This is a genomic window from Micromonospora sp. LOL_024, assembly GCF_048060415.1.
Classification (GTDB): Bacteria; Actinomycetota; Actinomycetes; order Mycobacteriales; family Micromonosporaceae; genus Micromonospora.
Genome location: NZ_JBHMIS010000002.1, coordinates 228,279 through 243,340 on the forward strand (window position 1 = coordinate 228,279; position 15,062 = coordinate 243,340).

18 protein-coding genes are annotated in these 15,062 nt (G+C 71.1%); 3 read left to right on the forward strand and 15 right to left on the reverse strand.

All coding sequences use genetic code 11. The features are described 5' to 3' along the window. The first annotated feature begins 78 nt into the window (after window positions 1-78). Complete coding sequence (locus tag ACFHWY_RS04870; RefSeq protein ID WP_416579024.1) at window positions 79-999, forward strand: tyrosine recombinase XerC; 921 nt, start codon at window positions 79-81, stop codon at window positions 997-999. A gap of 80 nt (window positions 1,000-1,079) precedes the next feature. Then, on the forward strand, window positions 1,080-2,264 hold the full coding sequence (locus tag ACFHWY_RS04875) for an aminotransferase class V-fold PLP-dependent enzyme (protein WP_416578864.1): 1,185 nt from the start codon (window positions 1,080-1,082) through the stop codon (window positions 2,262-2,264). On the opposite strand, the gene ACFHWY_RS04880 is transcribed toward ACFHWY_RS04875, so the two are convergent. Continuing rightward, window positions 2,152-2,880 carry a murein hydrolase activator EnvC family protein gene (locus tag ACFHWY_RS04880; protein WP_416578865.1) on the reverse strand — a complete coding sequence of 243 codons (729 nt, stop codon included), beginning with the start codon at window positions 2,878-2,880 and terminating at the stop codon, window positions 2,152-2,154. The genes ACFHWY_RS04875 and ACFHWY_RS04880 overlap by 113 nt on opposite strands. Window positions 2,881-3,012: 132 nt before the next feature. Between ACFHWY_RS04880 and ACFHWY_RS04885 the strand changes: the two genes are divergently transcribed. After that, window positions 3,013-3,666, forward strand: a complete 654-nt coding sequence (locus ACFHWY_RS04885) for a methyltransferase domain-containing protein (RefSeq protein ID WP_416578866.1) — start codon at window positions 3,013-3,015, stop codon at window positions 3,664-3,666. Window positions 3,667-3,774: 108 nt separating this feature from the next. Here ACFHWY_RS04885 and ACFHWY_RS04890 read toward each other — a convergent pair whose 3' ends face one another. The 14 genes from ACFHWY_RS04890 to ffh all read right to left on the reverse strand — a co-directional run bounded on the left by ACFHWY_RS04890 (window position 3,775) and on the right by ffh (window position 14,990). Then, a complete protein-coding gene (locus tag ACFHWY_RS04890) occupies window positions 3,775-4,098 on the reverse strand; it encodes a DUF2469 domain-containing protein (RefSeq protein WP_007075222.1) in 324 nt (107 codons plus the stop codon). After that, the gene (locus ACFHWY_RS04895) at window positions 4,095-4,907 is read right to left on the reverse strand and encodes a ribonuclease HII (RefSeq protein ID WP_416578867.1); all 813 of its coding nucleotides are present in this window, start codon (window positions 4,905-4,907) and stop codon (window positions 4,095-4,097) included. The genes ACFHWY_RS04890 and ACFHWY_RS04895 overlap by 4 nt, the downstream gene beginning before the upstream one ends. Continuing rightward, window positions 4,901-5,389: an NUDIX hydrolase gene (locus tag ACFHWY_RS04900; protein ID WP_416578868.1), complete on the reverse strand. Its 489-nt coding sequence runs from the start codon at window positions 5,387-5,389 to the stop codon at window positions 4,901-4,903. The genes ACFHWY_RS04895 and ACFHWY_RS04900 overlap by 7 nt, the downstream gene beginning before the upstream one ends. 46 nt (window positions 5,390-5,435) lie before the next feature. Then, window positions 5,436-6,071, reverse strand: a complete 636-nt coding sequence (gene lepB, locus ACFHWY_RS04905) for a signal peptidase I (RefSeq protein ID WP_416578869.1) — start codon at window positions 6,069-6,071, stop codon at window positions 5,436-5,438. Then, on the reverse strand, window positions 6,068-6,952 hold the full coding sequence (lepB, locus tag ACFHWY_RS04910) for a signal peptidase I (RefSeq protein WP_416578870.1): 885 nt from the start codon (window positions 6,950-6,952) through the stop codon (window positions 6,068-6,070). The genes lepB (ACFHWY_RS04905) and lepB (ACFHWY_RS04910) overlap by 4 nt, the downstream gene beginning before the upstream one ends. A gap of 184 nt (window positions 6,953-7,136) precedes the next feature. Next, on the reverse strand, window positions 7,137-7,493 hold the full coding sequence (gene rplS / locus ACFHWY_RS04915) for a 50S ribosomal protein L19 (RefSeq protein WP_416578871.1): 357 nt from the start codon (window positions 7,491-7,493) through the stop codon (window positions 7,137-7,139). A 144-nt stretch (window positions 7,494-7,637) separates the two neighbouring features. Beyond that, window positions 7,638-8,411 (reverse strand): tRNA (guanosine(37)-N1)-methyltransferase TrmD, encoded by a 774-nt coding sequence (trmD, locus tag ACFHWY_RS04920; RefSeq protein ID WP_416578872.1) that lies wholly within the window; start codon window positions 8,409-8,411, stop codon window positions 7,638-7,640. Between the two features lie 17 nt (window positions 8,412-8,428). Further along, complete coding sequence (gene rimM, locus ACFHWY_RS04925; RefSeq protein WP_416579025.1) at window positions 8,429-8,995, reverse strand: ribosome maturation factor RimM; 567 nt, start codon at window positions 8,993-8,995, stop codon at window positions 8,429-8,431. Between the two features lie 2 nt (window positions 8,996-8,997). Next, complete coding sequence (locus ACFHWY_RS04930; RefSeq protein WP_416578873.1) at window positions 8,998-9,231, reverse strand: RNA-binding protein; 234 nt, start codon at window positions 9,229-9,231, stop codon at window positions 8,998-9,000. 1 nt (window position 9,232) lies between these two features. Beyond that, entirely contained in the window at window positions 9,233-9,694 is a 462-nt protein-coding gene (gene rpsP, locus ACFHWY_RS04935; protein WP_416578874.1) for a 30S ribosomal protein S16, read from the reverse strand. 245 nt (window positions 9,695-9,939) lie between these two features. Further along, window positions 9,940-10,587, reverse strand: coding sequence for a DUF402 domain-containing protein (locus ACFHWY_RS04940; RefSeq protein WP_416578875.1), 648 nt, complete (start codon window positions 10,585-10,587; stop codon window positions 9,940-9,942). Window positions 10,588-10,694: 107 nt separating this feature from the next. Next, the gene (proS, locus tag ACFHWY_RS04945; RefSeq protein WP_416578876.1) at window positions 10,695-12,101 is read right to left on the reverse strand and encodes a proline--tRNA ligase; all 1,407 of its coding nucleotides are present in this window, start codon (window positions 12,099-12,101) and stop codon (window positions 10,695-10,697) included. A gap of 141 nt (window positions 12,102-12,242) precedes the next feature. Next, window positions 12,243-13,322: an amidohydrolase family protein gene (locus ACFHWY_RS04950; protein WP_416578877.1), complete on the reverse strand. Its 1,080-nt coding sequence runs from the start codon at window positions 13,320-13,322 to the stop codon at window positions 12,243-12,245. Window positions 13,323-13,436: 114 nt separating this feature from the next. Continuing rightward, window positions 13,437-14,990, reverse strand: a complete 1,554-nt coding sequence (gene ffh / locus ACFHWY_RS04955; RefSeq protein ID WP_416578878.1) for a signal recognition particle protein — start codon at window positions 14,988-14,990, stop codon at window positions 13,437-13,439. Window positions 14,991-15,062 lie beyond the last annotated feature (72 nt).

Consider the following 15,062-nt stretch of genomic DNA (forward strand, 5'->3'; position numbering starts at 1 on the left):
GAATCCGTGCGGAGGACCGGCGCGGAGAATCGGGACACCCGCGGCACCCGGGTCGTGCACGCGACGCTGCCGGAGCCGATGCGGGACACGGTGGACGAGTTCGCCGGCCACCTCGCCTCGGTTCGCGGCCGATCGGAGCACACCGTTCGGGCGTACGTCGCCGATCTCGTCTCCCTGTTGGATCACGCCCGACGGATGGGCTGCACCGAGTCGCACGAGCTGACCCTCGACACGGTGCGCAGCTGGTTGGCCAGGCAGCGGACGATGGGCGCGGCCCGCTCCACGCTGGCACGACGGGCGGCGGCGGCGCGGACCTTCAGCGCCTGGGCCCACCGGGGTGGCCTGCTGCCCAGCGACGTCGCTGCCACGCTGGCCAGCCCTCGGGCGCAGCGGACGCTGCCCGCGGTGCTGCGTGCCGAGCAGGCGGCACGGCTCGTCGAGACGCCGGTCGCCGAGACGGCCAGCACACCGACCCCCGCCGATCCGGGCGGCACGGCGATGCTGCTACGGGACCGGCTGCTGCTCGAACTTCTCTACGGCACGGGGGTACGGGTCAGCGAGGCGTGCGGGCTCGACCTGGCCGACCTCGACCAGGACCGACGCGTGGTCCGCGTACACGGCAAGGGTGGGAAGGAGCGAGCGGTGCCGTACGGGCTGCCCGCCCAGCGGGCCCTCGACGGGTGGCTGCGGCACGGGCGGCCGGTGCTGGCGGTTTCCGAGTCCCGCGATGCGCTGCTGCTCGGCGCCCGGGGCGGCCGGTTGCACCCGACGACCGCTCGCCGAATCGTCGGTGGGTACGCCGAGACGGCGGGGCTGCCCAGGACCAGCCCGCACGCGCTGCGCCACTCGGCCGCCACCCACCTGCTCGAAGGTGGCGCGGATCTGCGGGTGGTGCAGGAGCTGCTGGGGCACTCCTCGCTGGCCAGCACGCAGGTCTACACCCACGTCTCGGTCGAACGGCTCCGGGCGGCCTACCGGCAGGCCCATCCACGAGCCTGACGACCCCGTGAGCGGTGAAACGGGTCCCGACGGTTGAGCGTGAGCCGCCAGCGCACGTGGCCGACGGGTACGATCATCGGGTGAGCGTCCCGCCGCCGCCCGAACCGATCGCGGGTGCCCGCCTGCTCTTCTCCCTCGACGCGGCGGTCAGTCACCTCAATCACGGCTCGTTCGGCGCGGTGCCGATCGTGGCGCAACGGGCCCAGCAGCGGTTGCGTGACGAGATGGAGGCCGATCCGCTGCGGTTCTTCACCCAGGGGCTGGTCGACCGGATCGGGCACACCCGCCGGCATGTGGCGAGTTTCCTCGGCGCCGACCCCGACGGCACGGCCCTGACCGCGAACGCCACCACCGGTGTGGCGGTGGTCCTTCAGTCGCTCGGGTTGCGTCCCGGCGACGAGGTGCTCACCACCGACCACGGCTACGGCGCGGTCGACCTGTCGGTACGTCGTGAATGCCAGCGCACGGGGGCGACGCACCGGGTGCTGCGGGTGCCGCTGGCCGCCACCGACGCGGAGGTGGTGCAGATCGTACGGGCCGGGCTACGCCCGGGCCGTACCAAGCTGCTGGTGGTGGACCAGCTCGCCTCCGCCACGGCCCGGCTGTTCCCGGTCGCCGCGATCGTCGGCGTCTGCGGAGAGCACGGCGGCATTCCGGTGCTGGTCGACGCCGCGCACGCGCCCGGCATGCTGGCGGCGTCCGTGCAGAGCATCGGAGCCGACTTCTGGGTGGGCAACCTGCACAAGTGGGGCTACGCCCCGAGGGGCACCGCCGTGCTGGTGGTGGCGCCGCGGTGGCGGGAGCGGATCGAGCCGCTGGTGGTCTCCTGGGAACAGGGCTCCGGATTTCCCGGCCGCCTGGAGTGGCAGGCCACCGCCGACTACACGTCCTGGCTGAGCGCCCCGGCCGGGCTCTACACGCTGCGCAGCCTCGACGTCGACCGGGTCCGCGCGCACAACGCCGCCCTGGCCGCGTACGGGCAGCGGGTGGTGGGGGACGCGCTCGGCGTGCCGCCGGCCGATCTGCCCGACCCCGGCGGGCCGACGGTCGCCATGCGGATCGTCCCGCTGCCGACGGGCCTGGCCACGACCCTGGAGGGCGCTCGGGCGCTACAGGCCCGGATCGCCGAACGCCTCGCCACCCAGGTCGCGGTCATGGCCTGGCAGGGGCGCGGTTGGTTGCGGGTCTGTGGCCAGGTCTACAACTCGCCCGACGAGTACCAGCGACTCGCCGTCCGGCTGCCGACGCTGCTCGCCCGGGGCTGAGCGGACCGGGTGCCCCGGCGGTGATCTCACCGAGCGGGAGCAGGCGAGCCCGACCGAGGCCGAGCAGGGTCAGCGGGTCGAGGTATTCGGGCCCCCGGCGCAGCCCCCAGTGCAGGCACGCCGCGGCGGGGCAGCCCGCGTGGCCGGGCAGCAGAACACCCAGCGCCGCACCGGCCGGTACTGTCGAGTCCACCGTTACGGCCGGCTCGACCGGCTCGTAGGTGGTCCGTAATCCGTCGGCGTGCCCCACGGAGATCACCGGTCGGTCGGCGACCATGCCGGCGAACAGGATCGTGCCGGCACCGGCCGACCGGACCGTCGCGCCGGTCGGGGCGAGCAGGTCGACCCCGCGGTGCCCGGCCAGCCATGGTCGAGCCGGCGGGTCGAACCGGCGTACCAGCTGCGGCACGCCGTCAATCGGCCACCGGAAGGGCCCTTCGGTGCCGGCGGTCGGCGCGCCGGCCAGGACGGCCGGGCGCGCCCAGACCGGCGCCGCCACCGAGGCCGCCACCACCACAGACGCCACCGCCGAGGCCACCGCCGGCAGCACTGCCGGCAGCACTGCCGGCAGCCGGAACAGTATGAGGCCACCGAGTGCCCCGATCCGGGTTCGCATGCCTGGAGCCTGGCCGGCCGGACGTCTGCACACCACCCCGTGCGACTCGGTTGTGGACAACGCGGCGCCCTGTGGACGATCCGCGCAGAAGCGGGTGATCTGCTATCGGGTGCGATCCCCTAGGCTCGGGGCGTGACGCGGGACTGGTACGCCTGGCACCACCACTACGAGGATCCGACCTCGTCGTTGTCGCGGCGGCTGGTGGAGGTACGCCAACGGATCGGCGCCGCGCTGGACGAGGCACCGCCGGGGCCCCTGCGGGCGGTCAGTCTCTGCGCCGGACAGGGACGCGACCTGATTCCTGTGCTCGCGTCCCACCGGCGGGGCCGCGAGGTCCGGGCCCGACTGGTCGAACTGGACCCCCGCAACGTCGAACTCGCCCGTGCGGCGGCCCGGGAGGCCGGCCTGTCCAGCGTCGAGGTGGTACTCGGCGACGCGGCCCGAACCGACGCCTACGCCGGGCTGGTACCAGCCGACCTCGTGTTGGCCTGCGGCATCTTCGGCAACATCTCCGACGCGCACGTGCGGGACCTGGTGCGCCACTGCGCGTCGCTCTGCGCCACCGGCGGGACCGTCCTCTGGACCCGACATCGGAAGCCGCCGGATCTGGTTCCGGTGATCTGCGAATGGTTCGCGGCAGAGGGGTTCGAGCCGGTCGCGGTGAGTACCCCGGCGGAAGACATCGGTGTGGGCGAACACCGGTTCCTCGGCCCGCCCCGACCGTTGCCGGCCGGCGCGACGATGTTCGAGTTCACCATGGGCCGGCAGGACACCCAACCGGGCTGACCCGGCACCCCACTGTGGACGTCGGGGGCGTGGAGTGCGTCTGCCGCTCAGCAGCCATCCGGCGGTGGGGGTTCCGCCGTGGCCCTCGGCTGGAGGACGGTACGCGGATCAACCGCCGAAACCGGAGTCGGCGGGCAGGGAGATGTCGGGCTTCTCCAACTCCTCGACGTTGACATCCTTGAACGTCATCACCCGTACATTCTTCACGAACCTGGCGGGGCGGTACATGTCCCACACCCAGGCGTCGTGCATCTCGACCTCGAAGTAGACCTCGCCGTCGGAGTTGCGCACATGCAGATCGACCTGGTTGGCCAGGTAGAACCGGCGCTCAGTCTCCACCACGTAGGAGAACTGGCGGACGATGTCGCGGTACTCCCGGTAGAGCTGAAGCTCCATCTCGGTCTCGTACTTTTCGAGATCTTCCGCACTCATCGCACTCCGCCTTCCATGACCACATCTTCCCCCACCGGCGCCTGAGGCCTAGGCTGCTCGCCCAACGCCACGCCGACGGTACCCCGTGCGGCGGCTGAACGCTCCATCGGCTCGTCCAGGCGTGCGCCGACTGGTCGCCGCGACCGGGGTGGACGGCCGGCGAGACCGGAAACGGCGGCCACGTTGACGTAGGAAAACCGGTGTTCCCGGCACGGCCCGCGCTCCCTCAGCGCCGCACTGTGCTCCGCGGTGGCGTACCCCTTGTGGTCGGCAAAACCGTAGCCCGGATACACGGCGTCCAGGTCGACCATGATCCGGTCCCGGACCACCTTGGCCAGGACGCTCGCCGCCGCCACGCAGGCGGCCACCCGGTCACCCTTCCACACCGCCAGTCCGGGCACGCCGAGGCCGTCGACGCCGAACCCGTCGGTCAGGACGTACTCCGGCCGCACGGTCAGCGAGGCCAGCGCGCGCCGCATGGCGGCGAGGTTGCACACGTGCAGCCCTCGGGCGTCGACCTCGTCGGCCGGGATGACCACCACGGCGTACGCCAGTGAGCGCGCGACGATCTCGTCGTGGATGCGTTCCCGGCTGGCCGGGGTCAGCAGCTTCGAGTCGGCCAGTCCGTCGATCTCGCCCCGCCGCCCCGCCGGCAGCACCGCGGCGGCGGCCACCAGCGGCCCCGCGCAGGCGCCCCGGCCGGCCTCGTCGGCGCCGGCCACATGCCGGAAGCCGCGACGCTGTAGGGCTCGCTCCAGCGCGTAGAGCCCTGCCTCACGACGCACCACGGTGCGTGGCGGGGTCAGCACGGGGAGCCTCCCGTCACGACGGCCGAATCGGACAGCACCCGGGTCAGTAGCTCCGCGAGATCCGGCGGATAGCACCGCTCGTCAGCGCCGGCCAACTCCTGCCCGGACCACCAGCGGTACCCGTCGACGCTGCCCCGCTCCGCCTCGCTGAAGCCGGCCGTGTCGACCTCGTGCGCCGCCACCCGCACCAGGAAGAACTGCTGTTCCTGCCGGTACCACACGCCGTCGAACGGAAACTCGATCATATCGGCGTGGACGGGCTCACCGATCTGGGCCGGAGTCAGCCGCAGACCGGTCTCCTCGGCCAGTTCACGTGCCGCGCCCTGCGCGTACGTCTCACCCGGGTCGAGCCCGCCGCCGGGGGTGAACCACCAGCGGCCGTGCCGGGGACGGGCCGGGTCGAAGCCGCGGAACAACAACAGCCGGCCGGCGGCGTCGACCAGGAGCACGCGAGCGGCGCGCCTCGGGGTGTAGACCGTCACCGCCCCAGACTGCCAGACGCCACCGACTTCGCCCACGCCCCGGGGGTCACGGAGTCGGGATCGCCTCGAACTGCTCCGGCACGGTCAGCAAGGTGGCCCGGTCGAACGGCCAGAAGATCGTGAAGGCCCGCCCCACCACCTCCTGCTCGGGGATGGTGGCCGTGGCGATGTTCTGCCCGGACTGCTGGTAGTGCTCCAGCGAGTCGCCGGAGGCGGAGCGGTGGTCGCCCATCACCCAGAGCCGCCCCTCGGGCACCTGCACGTCGAACTCCTGGTCTGCCGGCTTGTCCCGCTGGCCGTCTATCGAGAAGATGTACGGCTCGTCGAGCGAGGCACCGTTGACCATCAGGCGGTCCTGGTCGTCGCAGCAGACCAGGCGGTCGCCGCCCACTCCGATCACCCGCTTGATGAAATCCTCCCCAGCGGGGTTGCCGCTCCACTCGACCGGCGCCTTGAAGACGATCACCTCGCCCCGGTGGGGTGATCGGAAGTTGTAGACGAGCTTGTTGACCAACACCCGATCGTCGATCTGAAGAGTGTTCTCCATCGACGGCGAGGGGATGAAGAAGGTCTGCAAGACGAAGGCGCGTACCAGTACCGCGACCACGATCGCCACCCCGAGAAGGATGGGCAGTTCCTTCCAGAAGGAATGGCGCGACTTGTCGGTCTGCTCGTCAATCACGGAAGGAGCCTACGTTGCCCGGCTGGACGCCACCGTCCGGAACGCGCGAGAAGAGACAGCGTGGTCGCGATCGGGAGCAGCAGGACCACTCCCCCGTCGGTCGTGGGCTGGACCGGAGCGGCCCCACCGGTCGCCGCGGGCGGCGGCGCGACGGTGGCGAAGGTCTCGGGCACCGGCAGCGAATGCCATCGACTCGACGGCCAGACCACCGCGAACGCGCGGCCGACCACGTTGTCGATCGGTACCGTCCCCTGGCAGCGGGCGTCCTGCGAGACCAGCCGATGGTCGCCGAGCACGAACATCTGGCCGGGCGGGACGACGATCTCCTCGAACCGCCGGGACCGGCACTCCTGCGCGTTCGGTGGAAGATCCAGTGGCGAGTCACGCAACACGTACGCCGACTCGTCCAGCGGGGTGCCGTTGACCAGTACCCGCCCCTGGTCGTCGCAGCAGCTCACCCGGTCTCCGGGCAGCGCGATGACCCGCTTGATGAAGTCCTTCTCACCGGGACGGCCCACGCCGACCAGGTCTCCGACTGTGCGTCCGAGCTTGTCGACGAACCCGGTCGGCGGTTGTGTGTCGACCTGTGGGACCCACTGGTCGGTGCCCCGGAAGACCACCACCTCGCCGCGCTCGGGCTCCCGCACGGTGTAGACGACCTTGTTCACCACGACCCGGTCACCCACGAGCAGGGTGTCCTCCATCGACCCGGAGGGGATGAAGAACGCCTGGAGCAGGAAGGTGCGGATCAGCACCGCGAGGCAGAAGGCGACGACCAGCAACAACGGCAACTCCTGCCAGAGCGGCATCTGCGGCCTGGTACGCCGGGTCTTACGGCGCCACGGATCGGCCGCGCCGCTGTCGTCAAGCGCCTGTACCACGCCCACTCCCCGGTCCGCAGATACGACTACCGCCCGGGAGCCTCGTCGAGACTCCCCGGGCGGTAGTGGAGGTCACCCGCCACGTCGGGCGGGTCGCCGCACCTCTACGCCCGTACGACCAGGGTAGTGCGGACTGGCCGGTACGACATACGCGCAGTTCGGGCGGCGTGGCGGGAGTGCGAGGTCAGCTTGGCTGCTTCTCGCGGAGCTCCTTGATCTTGGCCTTCTTGCCCCGCAGCTCACGCAGGTAGTAGAGCTTGGCGCGGCGCACGTCACCACGGACCACGATCTCGATCCGGTCGATCGCCGGGCTGTTGATCGGGTAGGTCCGCTCGACACCGACGCCGAAGCTGAGCTTGCGGACCGTGAAGGTCTCGCGCAGTCCGTCGCCCTGGCGACGGATCACGACGCCCTGGAAGATCTGGACCCGGGACCGGTTGCCCTCGACGACCCGGGCGTGCACCTTGACGGTGTCACCGCCACGGAAGTCGGGAAGGTCGGTGCGCTTCGACTGGGCGTCAAGGGCGTCCAGGATGTTCATCGCTGTGTCCTCGTGAAGCTCACGGCGCACCGTCACTCGGCGCGCGGGCGGGTGATACTGATCCCCGGATGGCGGCCGATGTTGGTCGACCCCGGTCGGGAACCCTCGCAGCCGTCCACGGCGCAGACGACTGCGGCAACCTCCCTACTTTGCCACACCCGGTCCGGGCACCTGAAATCCGGCCCGCTCCAGGGCAGTGACATCCTGTTTGTCCAAGCGCCCCGGGTCGAGCGCGGCGAGCATGTCGGGCCGGCGCAGGGCGGTCCGGGTCAGTGCCCCGTCCCGGCGCCAACGAGCGATCCGCCCATGATCGCCCGAGCGGAGCACCTCCGGCACCTCCAGACCGCGCCAGGTCGCCGGCTTCGTGTACATCGCCGCCTCAAGCAGCCCGTGCGCGTGCGACTCCTCGGCCAGCGAGCCGGCGTTGCCGAGCACTCCGGGCAGCAGCCGGGCCACCGCCTCCAAGATCACCAGCACCGCGACCTCACCGCCGAAGAGCACGTAGTCACCGAGGCTGACCTCGGTGACCGGCATCCGGGCCGCCGCGTGATCGAGGACCCGCTGGTCGATCCCCTCGTACCGGCCGCAGGCGAACACCAGATGTGGCTCCGCGGCCAACTCGTACGCCAGCGCCTGGGTGAACGGCACGCCGGCCGGGGAGGGTACCAGTAACCGCGGCGGCGGCAGCACCCCCGGAGCGAGGGCGTCCAGGGCCTCACCCCAGGGTTCGGGCCGCATCACCATGCCGGGGCCGCCGCCGTACGGGGTGTCGTCGACGGTGCGGTGCACGTCGTGCGTCCAGCTGCGCAGGTCGTGGACAGCCATCAGTAGCGTGCCGTTGGCCCGGGCCCTGCCGACCAGCGACAGATCCAGCGGGGCCAGGTACTCCGGGAAGATCGACACGATGTCGACGCGCATCAGGGGTGCTCCGCGGGCTAGAGGTCGAGCAGGCCGCTGGGCGGGTCCACCACGACACGGCCGCCAGCGAGATCCACCTCGGCGACGATCGCCTTGACGAACGGGATCAGCGCGGTACGCCCCTGCGGGCGGCTCAGCACCAGCAGGTCGGAGGCGGGACCGTGGTCGATCCGGACCACCTCGCCCAGCCGCTCACCGGCCGGGGTGACCACGGCCAGCCCCACCAACTGGTGGTCGTGGAACTCCTCCGGGTCCTCCGGCGGGTTGACGTCTGCGCTGTCGACCGTGAGCAGGGTGCCTCGCAGCGCCTCGGCCACATTCCGGTCCAGCACCCCCTCGAAGGCGACCAGCAGCCGCCCCTGGTGCCATCGGGCGGACTCCACGGCCAGCCCCTCCGGCACCTGGAACGGCACCTCTGGACCCGCTGCCGAGGGCGGTGCGCCGCCGGCGGCGCCGTTCACCCCCGACATGGTGCGCAACACCATGCCGGGAGCGAACCGCGTGTCGGGCTCGTCGGTACGCACCTCGACGGTGACCTCACCGCGGATGCCGTGCGGCCTGCCGATCCTGCCGACGATGAGCAGCATCAGTACGAGTCGACGATGTCGACGCGTACCCCACGCCCACCGATGGAGCCGATCACCTGGCGCAGCGCCTTGGCGGTCCGGCCGGACCGCCCGATCACGGTGCCCAGGTCCTCGGGATTCACCCGGACCTCGAGCCGCTTGCCCCGACGGGAGTCGACCATCCGGACGCGTACGTCATCGGGGTGGTCGACGATGCCCTTGACCAGGTGCTCCAATGCCGGCCGCAGCGCCATGTCAGGCCTGCTCGCCGGAGTCCGCGGCGGGCTGCTCCTCAGCCTTCGGAGCCTCGGCGGCCTTCGGAGCCTCGGCGGCCTTCGCGGTCTTCTTCGCGGGCCTGGCCGGAGTGTCGGCCACGCCCGCTGCGGCCTTCGCCTCAGCCTCGTAGGCCGCCTTACGGTCGACCCGCTCGGGCGCGACCTTCAACGGCGGCGGGGCAGGCAGACCCTTGAACTTCTGCCAGTCACCGGTCAGTTCCAGCAGCCGCTGCACCGCCTCGCTCGGCTGGGCGCCGACGGACAGCCAGTACTGGACCCGCTCCGACTTGACCTCGATAACCGAAGGGTCCTCCTTCGGTTGGTAGATCCCGACGAACTCGATCGCCCGGCCGTCGCGCTTGGTACGCGAGTCGGCGATGACGATGCGGTACTGCGGGTTGCGGATCTTGCCCATCCGCAGGAGCCGGATCTTTACGGCCACGGTTGTTTCGCTCCTGTTGCGATCTCACCAGCCCAGTACGGGCGGTGCACGGGTGAACGCCAACCGGCACAGTGGGGTTGGGCCGGACGGCAGCTCGGGTGGACTGGCGACGCACCCGGGTTAGAGGGCGCCGGGCGCACGCCGGATACCAGCCAATCATTCTGCCAGATCCACCCCGGAACGCTCACACCGGACCGCCTCGGATCACCCGGAGCGACCCTGGCGTGACGAACGACACACCGAACTCAACGGACCGGTGGACGATCCCAGCCGCCGGGCATCCGCTCTGGCGTGATCCACTCCAACGGAGGGACGAACTCGCACCAGGTGCCGTCGAACGGGAAGACGCCCGCCTCGGCGAGCGCGATCACTCGCTTGCCCTCGGCACGTACGGCGGCCTCGTCGGTCACCCAGTAGCTCTCCGGAAAGGCGAGCCGCTCGACGAACTCGTCCTCGTCCTTCCACTCCCAACTGCGGTCCGGACGGACCCACACATCGAGATCCTGGTCCACCATGTCGACGCCAGCCAGCTCACCGTCGTCCCAGCGGACGCCGGATTCCTCCAGGTTGACGTACCAGCCGGTGAAACGTCCCCGCGCGTCACGGAACCACCAGACCGAATGTGCCGCGCCGGTGGGCAGGAACGTCAGCAACGGCGGACCGTTCCAGCGACCCAGCACGAGACGGTAGGTCGGGGTGAGCCACTCCCGGAACGGCACCGCCCGCATGCCCAGGCCGGCCTCGTTGACCTCGGCGGCCACCGGCGACCCCTCGGCCACCCACAGCAGCAGACCCCGTTCGTCGTCGCTGATCACTCGGGCGGGCCGTACCCAGCCGATTCGTCCTCGCCGCACGTTACGGTGCACGACCAGTCGGCCGGTCTCGAATATCACGCCCCGACCCTACCGGTCACCCCCCGGACGCCCGCCGCCGCGACATCCGCCCGCCCCGGTTGGGTACCAACTGGACCGGTGTGTCAAGCAGGGGCCCCGCCTGCATCTCAGTAGGCGCGGGCGAGGATGGCGGTGAGGTCGGGCTCGTCCTCGGTGTCGGGCACCGACCCGTCGGCGCGTACCAGGCAGCGCACGGTGACACCCTGACCGTTGGCCTTCGTCTCGCCGTCGACGCCGACGGCCGACCACGGCACCCGGGCCCAGCCGGCGGTCGCCGCCTCCAGCGCCTCGTCCAGGGTCGCCACGTCGGTCGTGTGCGACTGCCGGAAGGCGAGCGCCTGGTCGTGCAGGGCCCGCTGGTCGGCGGCGAGGGCGGCACGGACCGCCTCGACCACGTCCACCACCGGTGTGGGGACCTTCGACCCATCCGTACGCCGGACCACGACCGCGTTGCCGACGGCCAGGTCACGGGGGCCCACCTCGACGCGTACCGGGTAGCCACGCAGCTCGGCGTCGACGGCCCGGCGGCCGAAGGCGGTGTCGGTGCGATCGTCGAGCGCGACCCGCACTCCCGCGTCGCGCAGCGAGTCGCGGAGCTCGGCCGCCGCCTCGGTGACGCCGTCGCCGTCCTTGACCACCATGACGTACGCCTGCACCGGCGCCAACCTCGGCGGCACCCGCAGTCCGCTGTCATCGCCGTGGCACATGATCAGGCCGCCGAGCATCCGGGTCGAGGTGCCCCAGGAGGTCGTCCAGGCGTGCTCCCGGGCGCCCTCGGCCGAGGAGTAGCTGATGTCGAACGCCTTGGCGAAGTTCTGCCCGAGCTCGTGGCTGGTGCCGAGTTGCAGGGCCTTGCCGTCGCCCATCATGCCTTCGCAGGTGTAGGTGGCGGTCGCCCCGGCGAAGCGCTCCCGGGTCGTCTTGAGCCCGACCACCACCGGGATGCCGAGCACGTTGACCATCAGGTCCTCGTACGCCTCGTGCAGGATCTTCCGCGCGTAGGCGCGGGCGTCCTCACGGGTGGCGTGGGCGGTGTGCCCCTCCTGCCAGAGGAACTCGCTGGTCCGCAGGAAGATCCGGGGCCGCAGTTCCCAGCGGACCACGTTGGCCCACTGGTTGAGCAGCAGCGGCAGGTCCCGGTACGAGTCGATCCACTTGGCCATGAACTCGCCGATGACCGTCTCGCTGGTGGGGCGCACCACGATCGGCTCGGCTAGCTGCTTGCCGCCACCATGGGTGACCACCGCCAGCTCGGGCGAGAAACCCTCGACGTGCTGGGCCTCGCGCTTGAGATAGCTCTCCGGAATGAACAGCGGGAAGTACGCGTTCTCCGCGCCGGCGGCCTTGATCCGGTCGTCCATCTCGGCCTGCATCCGCTCCCAGATGGCATAGCCGGCGGGTCGGATCACCATGGTCCCCCGCACCGGCCCGTTGTCGGCCAGCTTCGCCTTGGCGATGAGGTCCTGGTACCAGCGGGGAAAGTCCTCCGCCCGGGGAGTGAGCACGCGCGCCATGACCGCATATCCTATGCGCCGCACCACCACCTCCCACGCCCGCCCCACCACCCCCACCCGACGTTGATCACGAAGTTCGCGGCGCCGGGAACCACGAATTCCGACGCGACTCTCGAACAACGCCGCCGGCGCCGGTGGGGGCTAAGGCCGGGGGTGGCCGCGAAGGATGAGGCGGGTGGGGGTACGGAGGGCGTTCAGGTCTTCGCGGGGGTCTTCGGAATAGACGGCCAGGTCGGCCAGACCACCCTCGACCAGGCCCGGGAAGCCCAGCCAGGCGCGGGCCGCCCAGGAGGCGGCGGCCAGCACGTCGAGCCGCGACATGCCGGCCTGCTCGTGCAGCAGCAGCATCTCCTCGACCGCGAGCCCGTGATCGATTCCCCCGCCCGCGTCGGTACCCACGTAGATCGGCACCCCCGCCTCGTACGCGGCCCGCACCACCTGCGGGAAACGGTCACGCAGGGCGAGCATGTGGTCGGCGTACCCGGGGAACTTCGACCGGGCCTGGTCGGCTATGCCACCGAAGGTACGGATATTGATCATTGTGGGGATCAGCGCAGTGCCTTGACGAGCCATCAGGTCGATCAGGTCGAGGCTGAGGCCGGTGCCGTGCTCGACCGAGTCGACCCCGGCGCGCACCATGATCTCCACGGCCGACTCGCTGAAGGTGTGCACGGCGGCACGTACCCCGGCGGCGTGCGCGGCGGCCACGGCGGCGCTCAGCGTCCCCGCGTCCCAGGCGGGCGCCAGGTCGCCGACCCCGCGGTCGATCCAGTCCCCCACCAGTTTGACCCAGCCGTTGCCCGCGGCGGCCTGCTCGGCCACGGCCGCGTCGACCTCGGCCGCGTCGACCTCCACCCCGATGTCGCGCAGGTACCGCCTCGGCGGCGCCACGTGCCGCCCCGCGCGGGCCAGCCGGGGCAGGTCGGGTTCGTCGTCGAGCTGCGGGTACGGGAAGGGCGATCCGGCGTCCCGGATCGCCAGCACGCCCGCGTCCCGGTCGGTACGGGCCAGCACGCGGGCCTGGTCCAGGGAGGTGATCGGCGCCCCGCCCCGGGCGATGCCGATGTGGCAGTGCGCGTCCACCAGCCCCGGCAGGATGAAGCCGCCGTCGGCGACCGTCTCCGCGCCGGGTACCGGTTCGAAGGTCACCCGGTCGCCGACCAGCCACAGATCCCGGACCTCGTCGTCCGGCAGGAGCACACCGCGCACATGCAGAGCCATGCGCACAGTCCTACCGCATCCACCCGGTTCCACGCCCGGCACCTGCGTGCACGGTCACACTCCCTGTACCGCGACGCTCCACGTGGACGGCAGAACCTCGGTCGTACCCGGTGCTCAGCGGGGCGGTTGGCCGCCCTTGCCGAACTTGTTGAAGTCGATCTTCGGCAACTTGAACCCGGGCGGCAGACCCTGCCCGGCCGCCAGGTCGTCGGGGTTCATCCCGGGGGGAAGTTGCGGCATCCCGCCCGGGAAGCCGCCCGCCACCCCGGCGCCGGCACCGGTACGCGGCCGGTTGCCGCCCTTGGTGCCCTTGCGCTTGTTCTTCGGCGACTTGGTCGCCTTGCGCCGGCCGCCGGGCATACCCATCATGCCGCCCATCTGCTTCATCATCTTCTGCGCGTCGGTGAAGCGGTTGAGCAGCTGGTTGACATCCATCACGGTGACGCCCGAACCGCTGGCGATCCGGGCGCGCCGGGAACCGTTGATGATCTTCGGGGTGGTGCGCTCGGCCGGTGTCATCGACCGGATGATCGCGGTGATCCGGTCGAAGTGCTTGTCGTCCAGCTCGGCGAGCTGGTCCTTGACCTGCCCCATACCCGGCATCATGGCCAGCACGTTGGCGATCGGCCCCATCCGGCGTACCGCGATGAGCTGGTCGAGGAAATCCTCCAGGGTGAACTGCTCGCCGCCCATCAGCTTGGCGGTCATCTTCTCCTTCTGATCGGAGTCGAAGGCCGCCTCGGCCTGCTCGATCAGAGTGAGAACGTCGCCCATGCCGAGGATCCGGCTGGCCATCCGGTCGGGATGGAAGACGTCGAAGTCCTCCAGCTTCTCGCCGGTGGAGGCGAACAGGATCGGCTGCCCGGTCACCTCTCGGACCGAGAGCGCGGCGCCACCACGGGCATCGCCGTCGAGCTTGGCCAGCACCACGCCGGTGATGCCGACGCCGTCGCGGAACGCCTCGGCGGTGCGCACCGCGTCTTGGCCGACCATCGCGTCGATGACGAAGATGACCTCGTCCGGTTCGACCGCGTCCCGGATGTCGGCGGCCTGCTGCATCATCTCCGCGTCGATGCCGAGCCGGCCGGCGGTGTCGACGATGACGACATCCCGGGCGGCCCGCCGGGCGTGCTCGATGGAGGACTTCGCCACCTGCACCGGGTTGCCGACACCGTTGCCGGATTCCGGGGCGTACACCTCGACACCGGCGCGGCCACCGAGCACCTGGAGCTGCCCGACGGCATTGGGACGCTGGAGGTCGGCGGCGACCAGCAGCGGCTGGTGGCCCTGGGCCTTGAGCCAGCGGGCCAGCTTGCCGGCGAGGGTGGTCTTGCCGGAGCCCTGGAGGCCGGCGAGCATGATCACCGTCGGCGGCTGCTTGGCGAACTGGATCCGGCGCCCCTCGCCGCCCAGGACGGCGATCAGCTCCTCGTTCACGATCTTGATGATCTGCTGGGCGGGGTTGAGCGCCTCGGCGACCTCCGCACCACGCGAGCGCTCCTTGACGTTCGCGATGAAGCCCTTGACCACCGGCAGGGCGACGTCGGCCTCCAGCAGCGCGAGACGGATCTCGCGCGCCGTGGCATCGATGTCGGCGTCGGTGAGGCGCCCCTTGCCGCGGAGCTTGGTGAAGATCCCGGAAAGGCGGTCACTCAAGGTGTCAAACACACGAACATCCCGTTTGTCAGTGTTCCGGCGAGCACGATGCGGCCGGCAGGCACAAGACCGGCCACCCGCAAG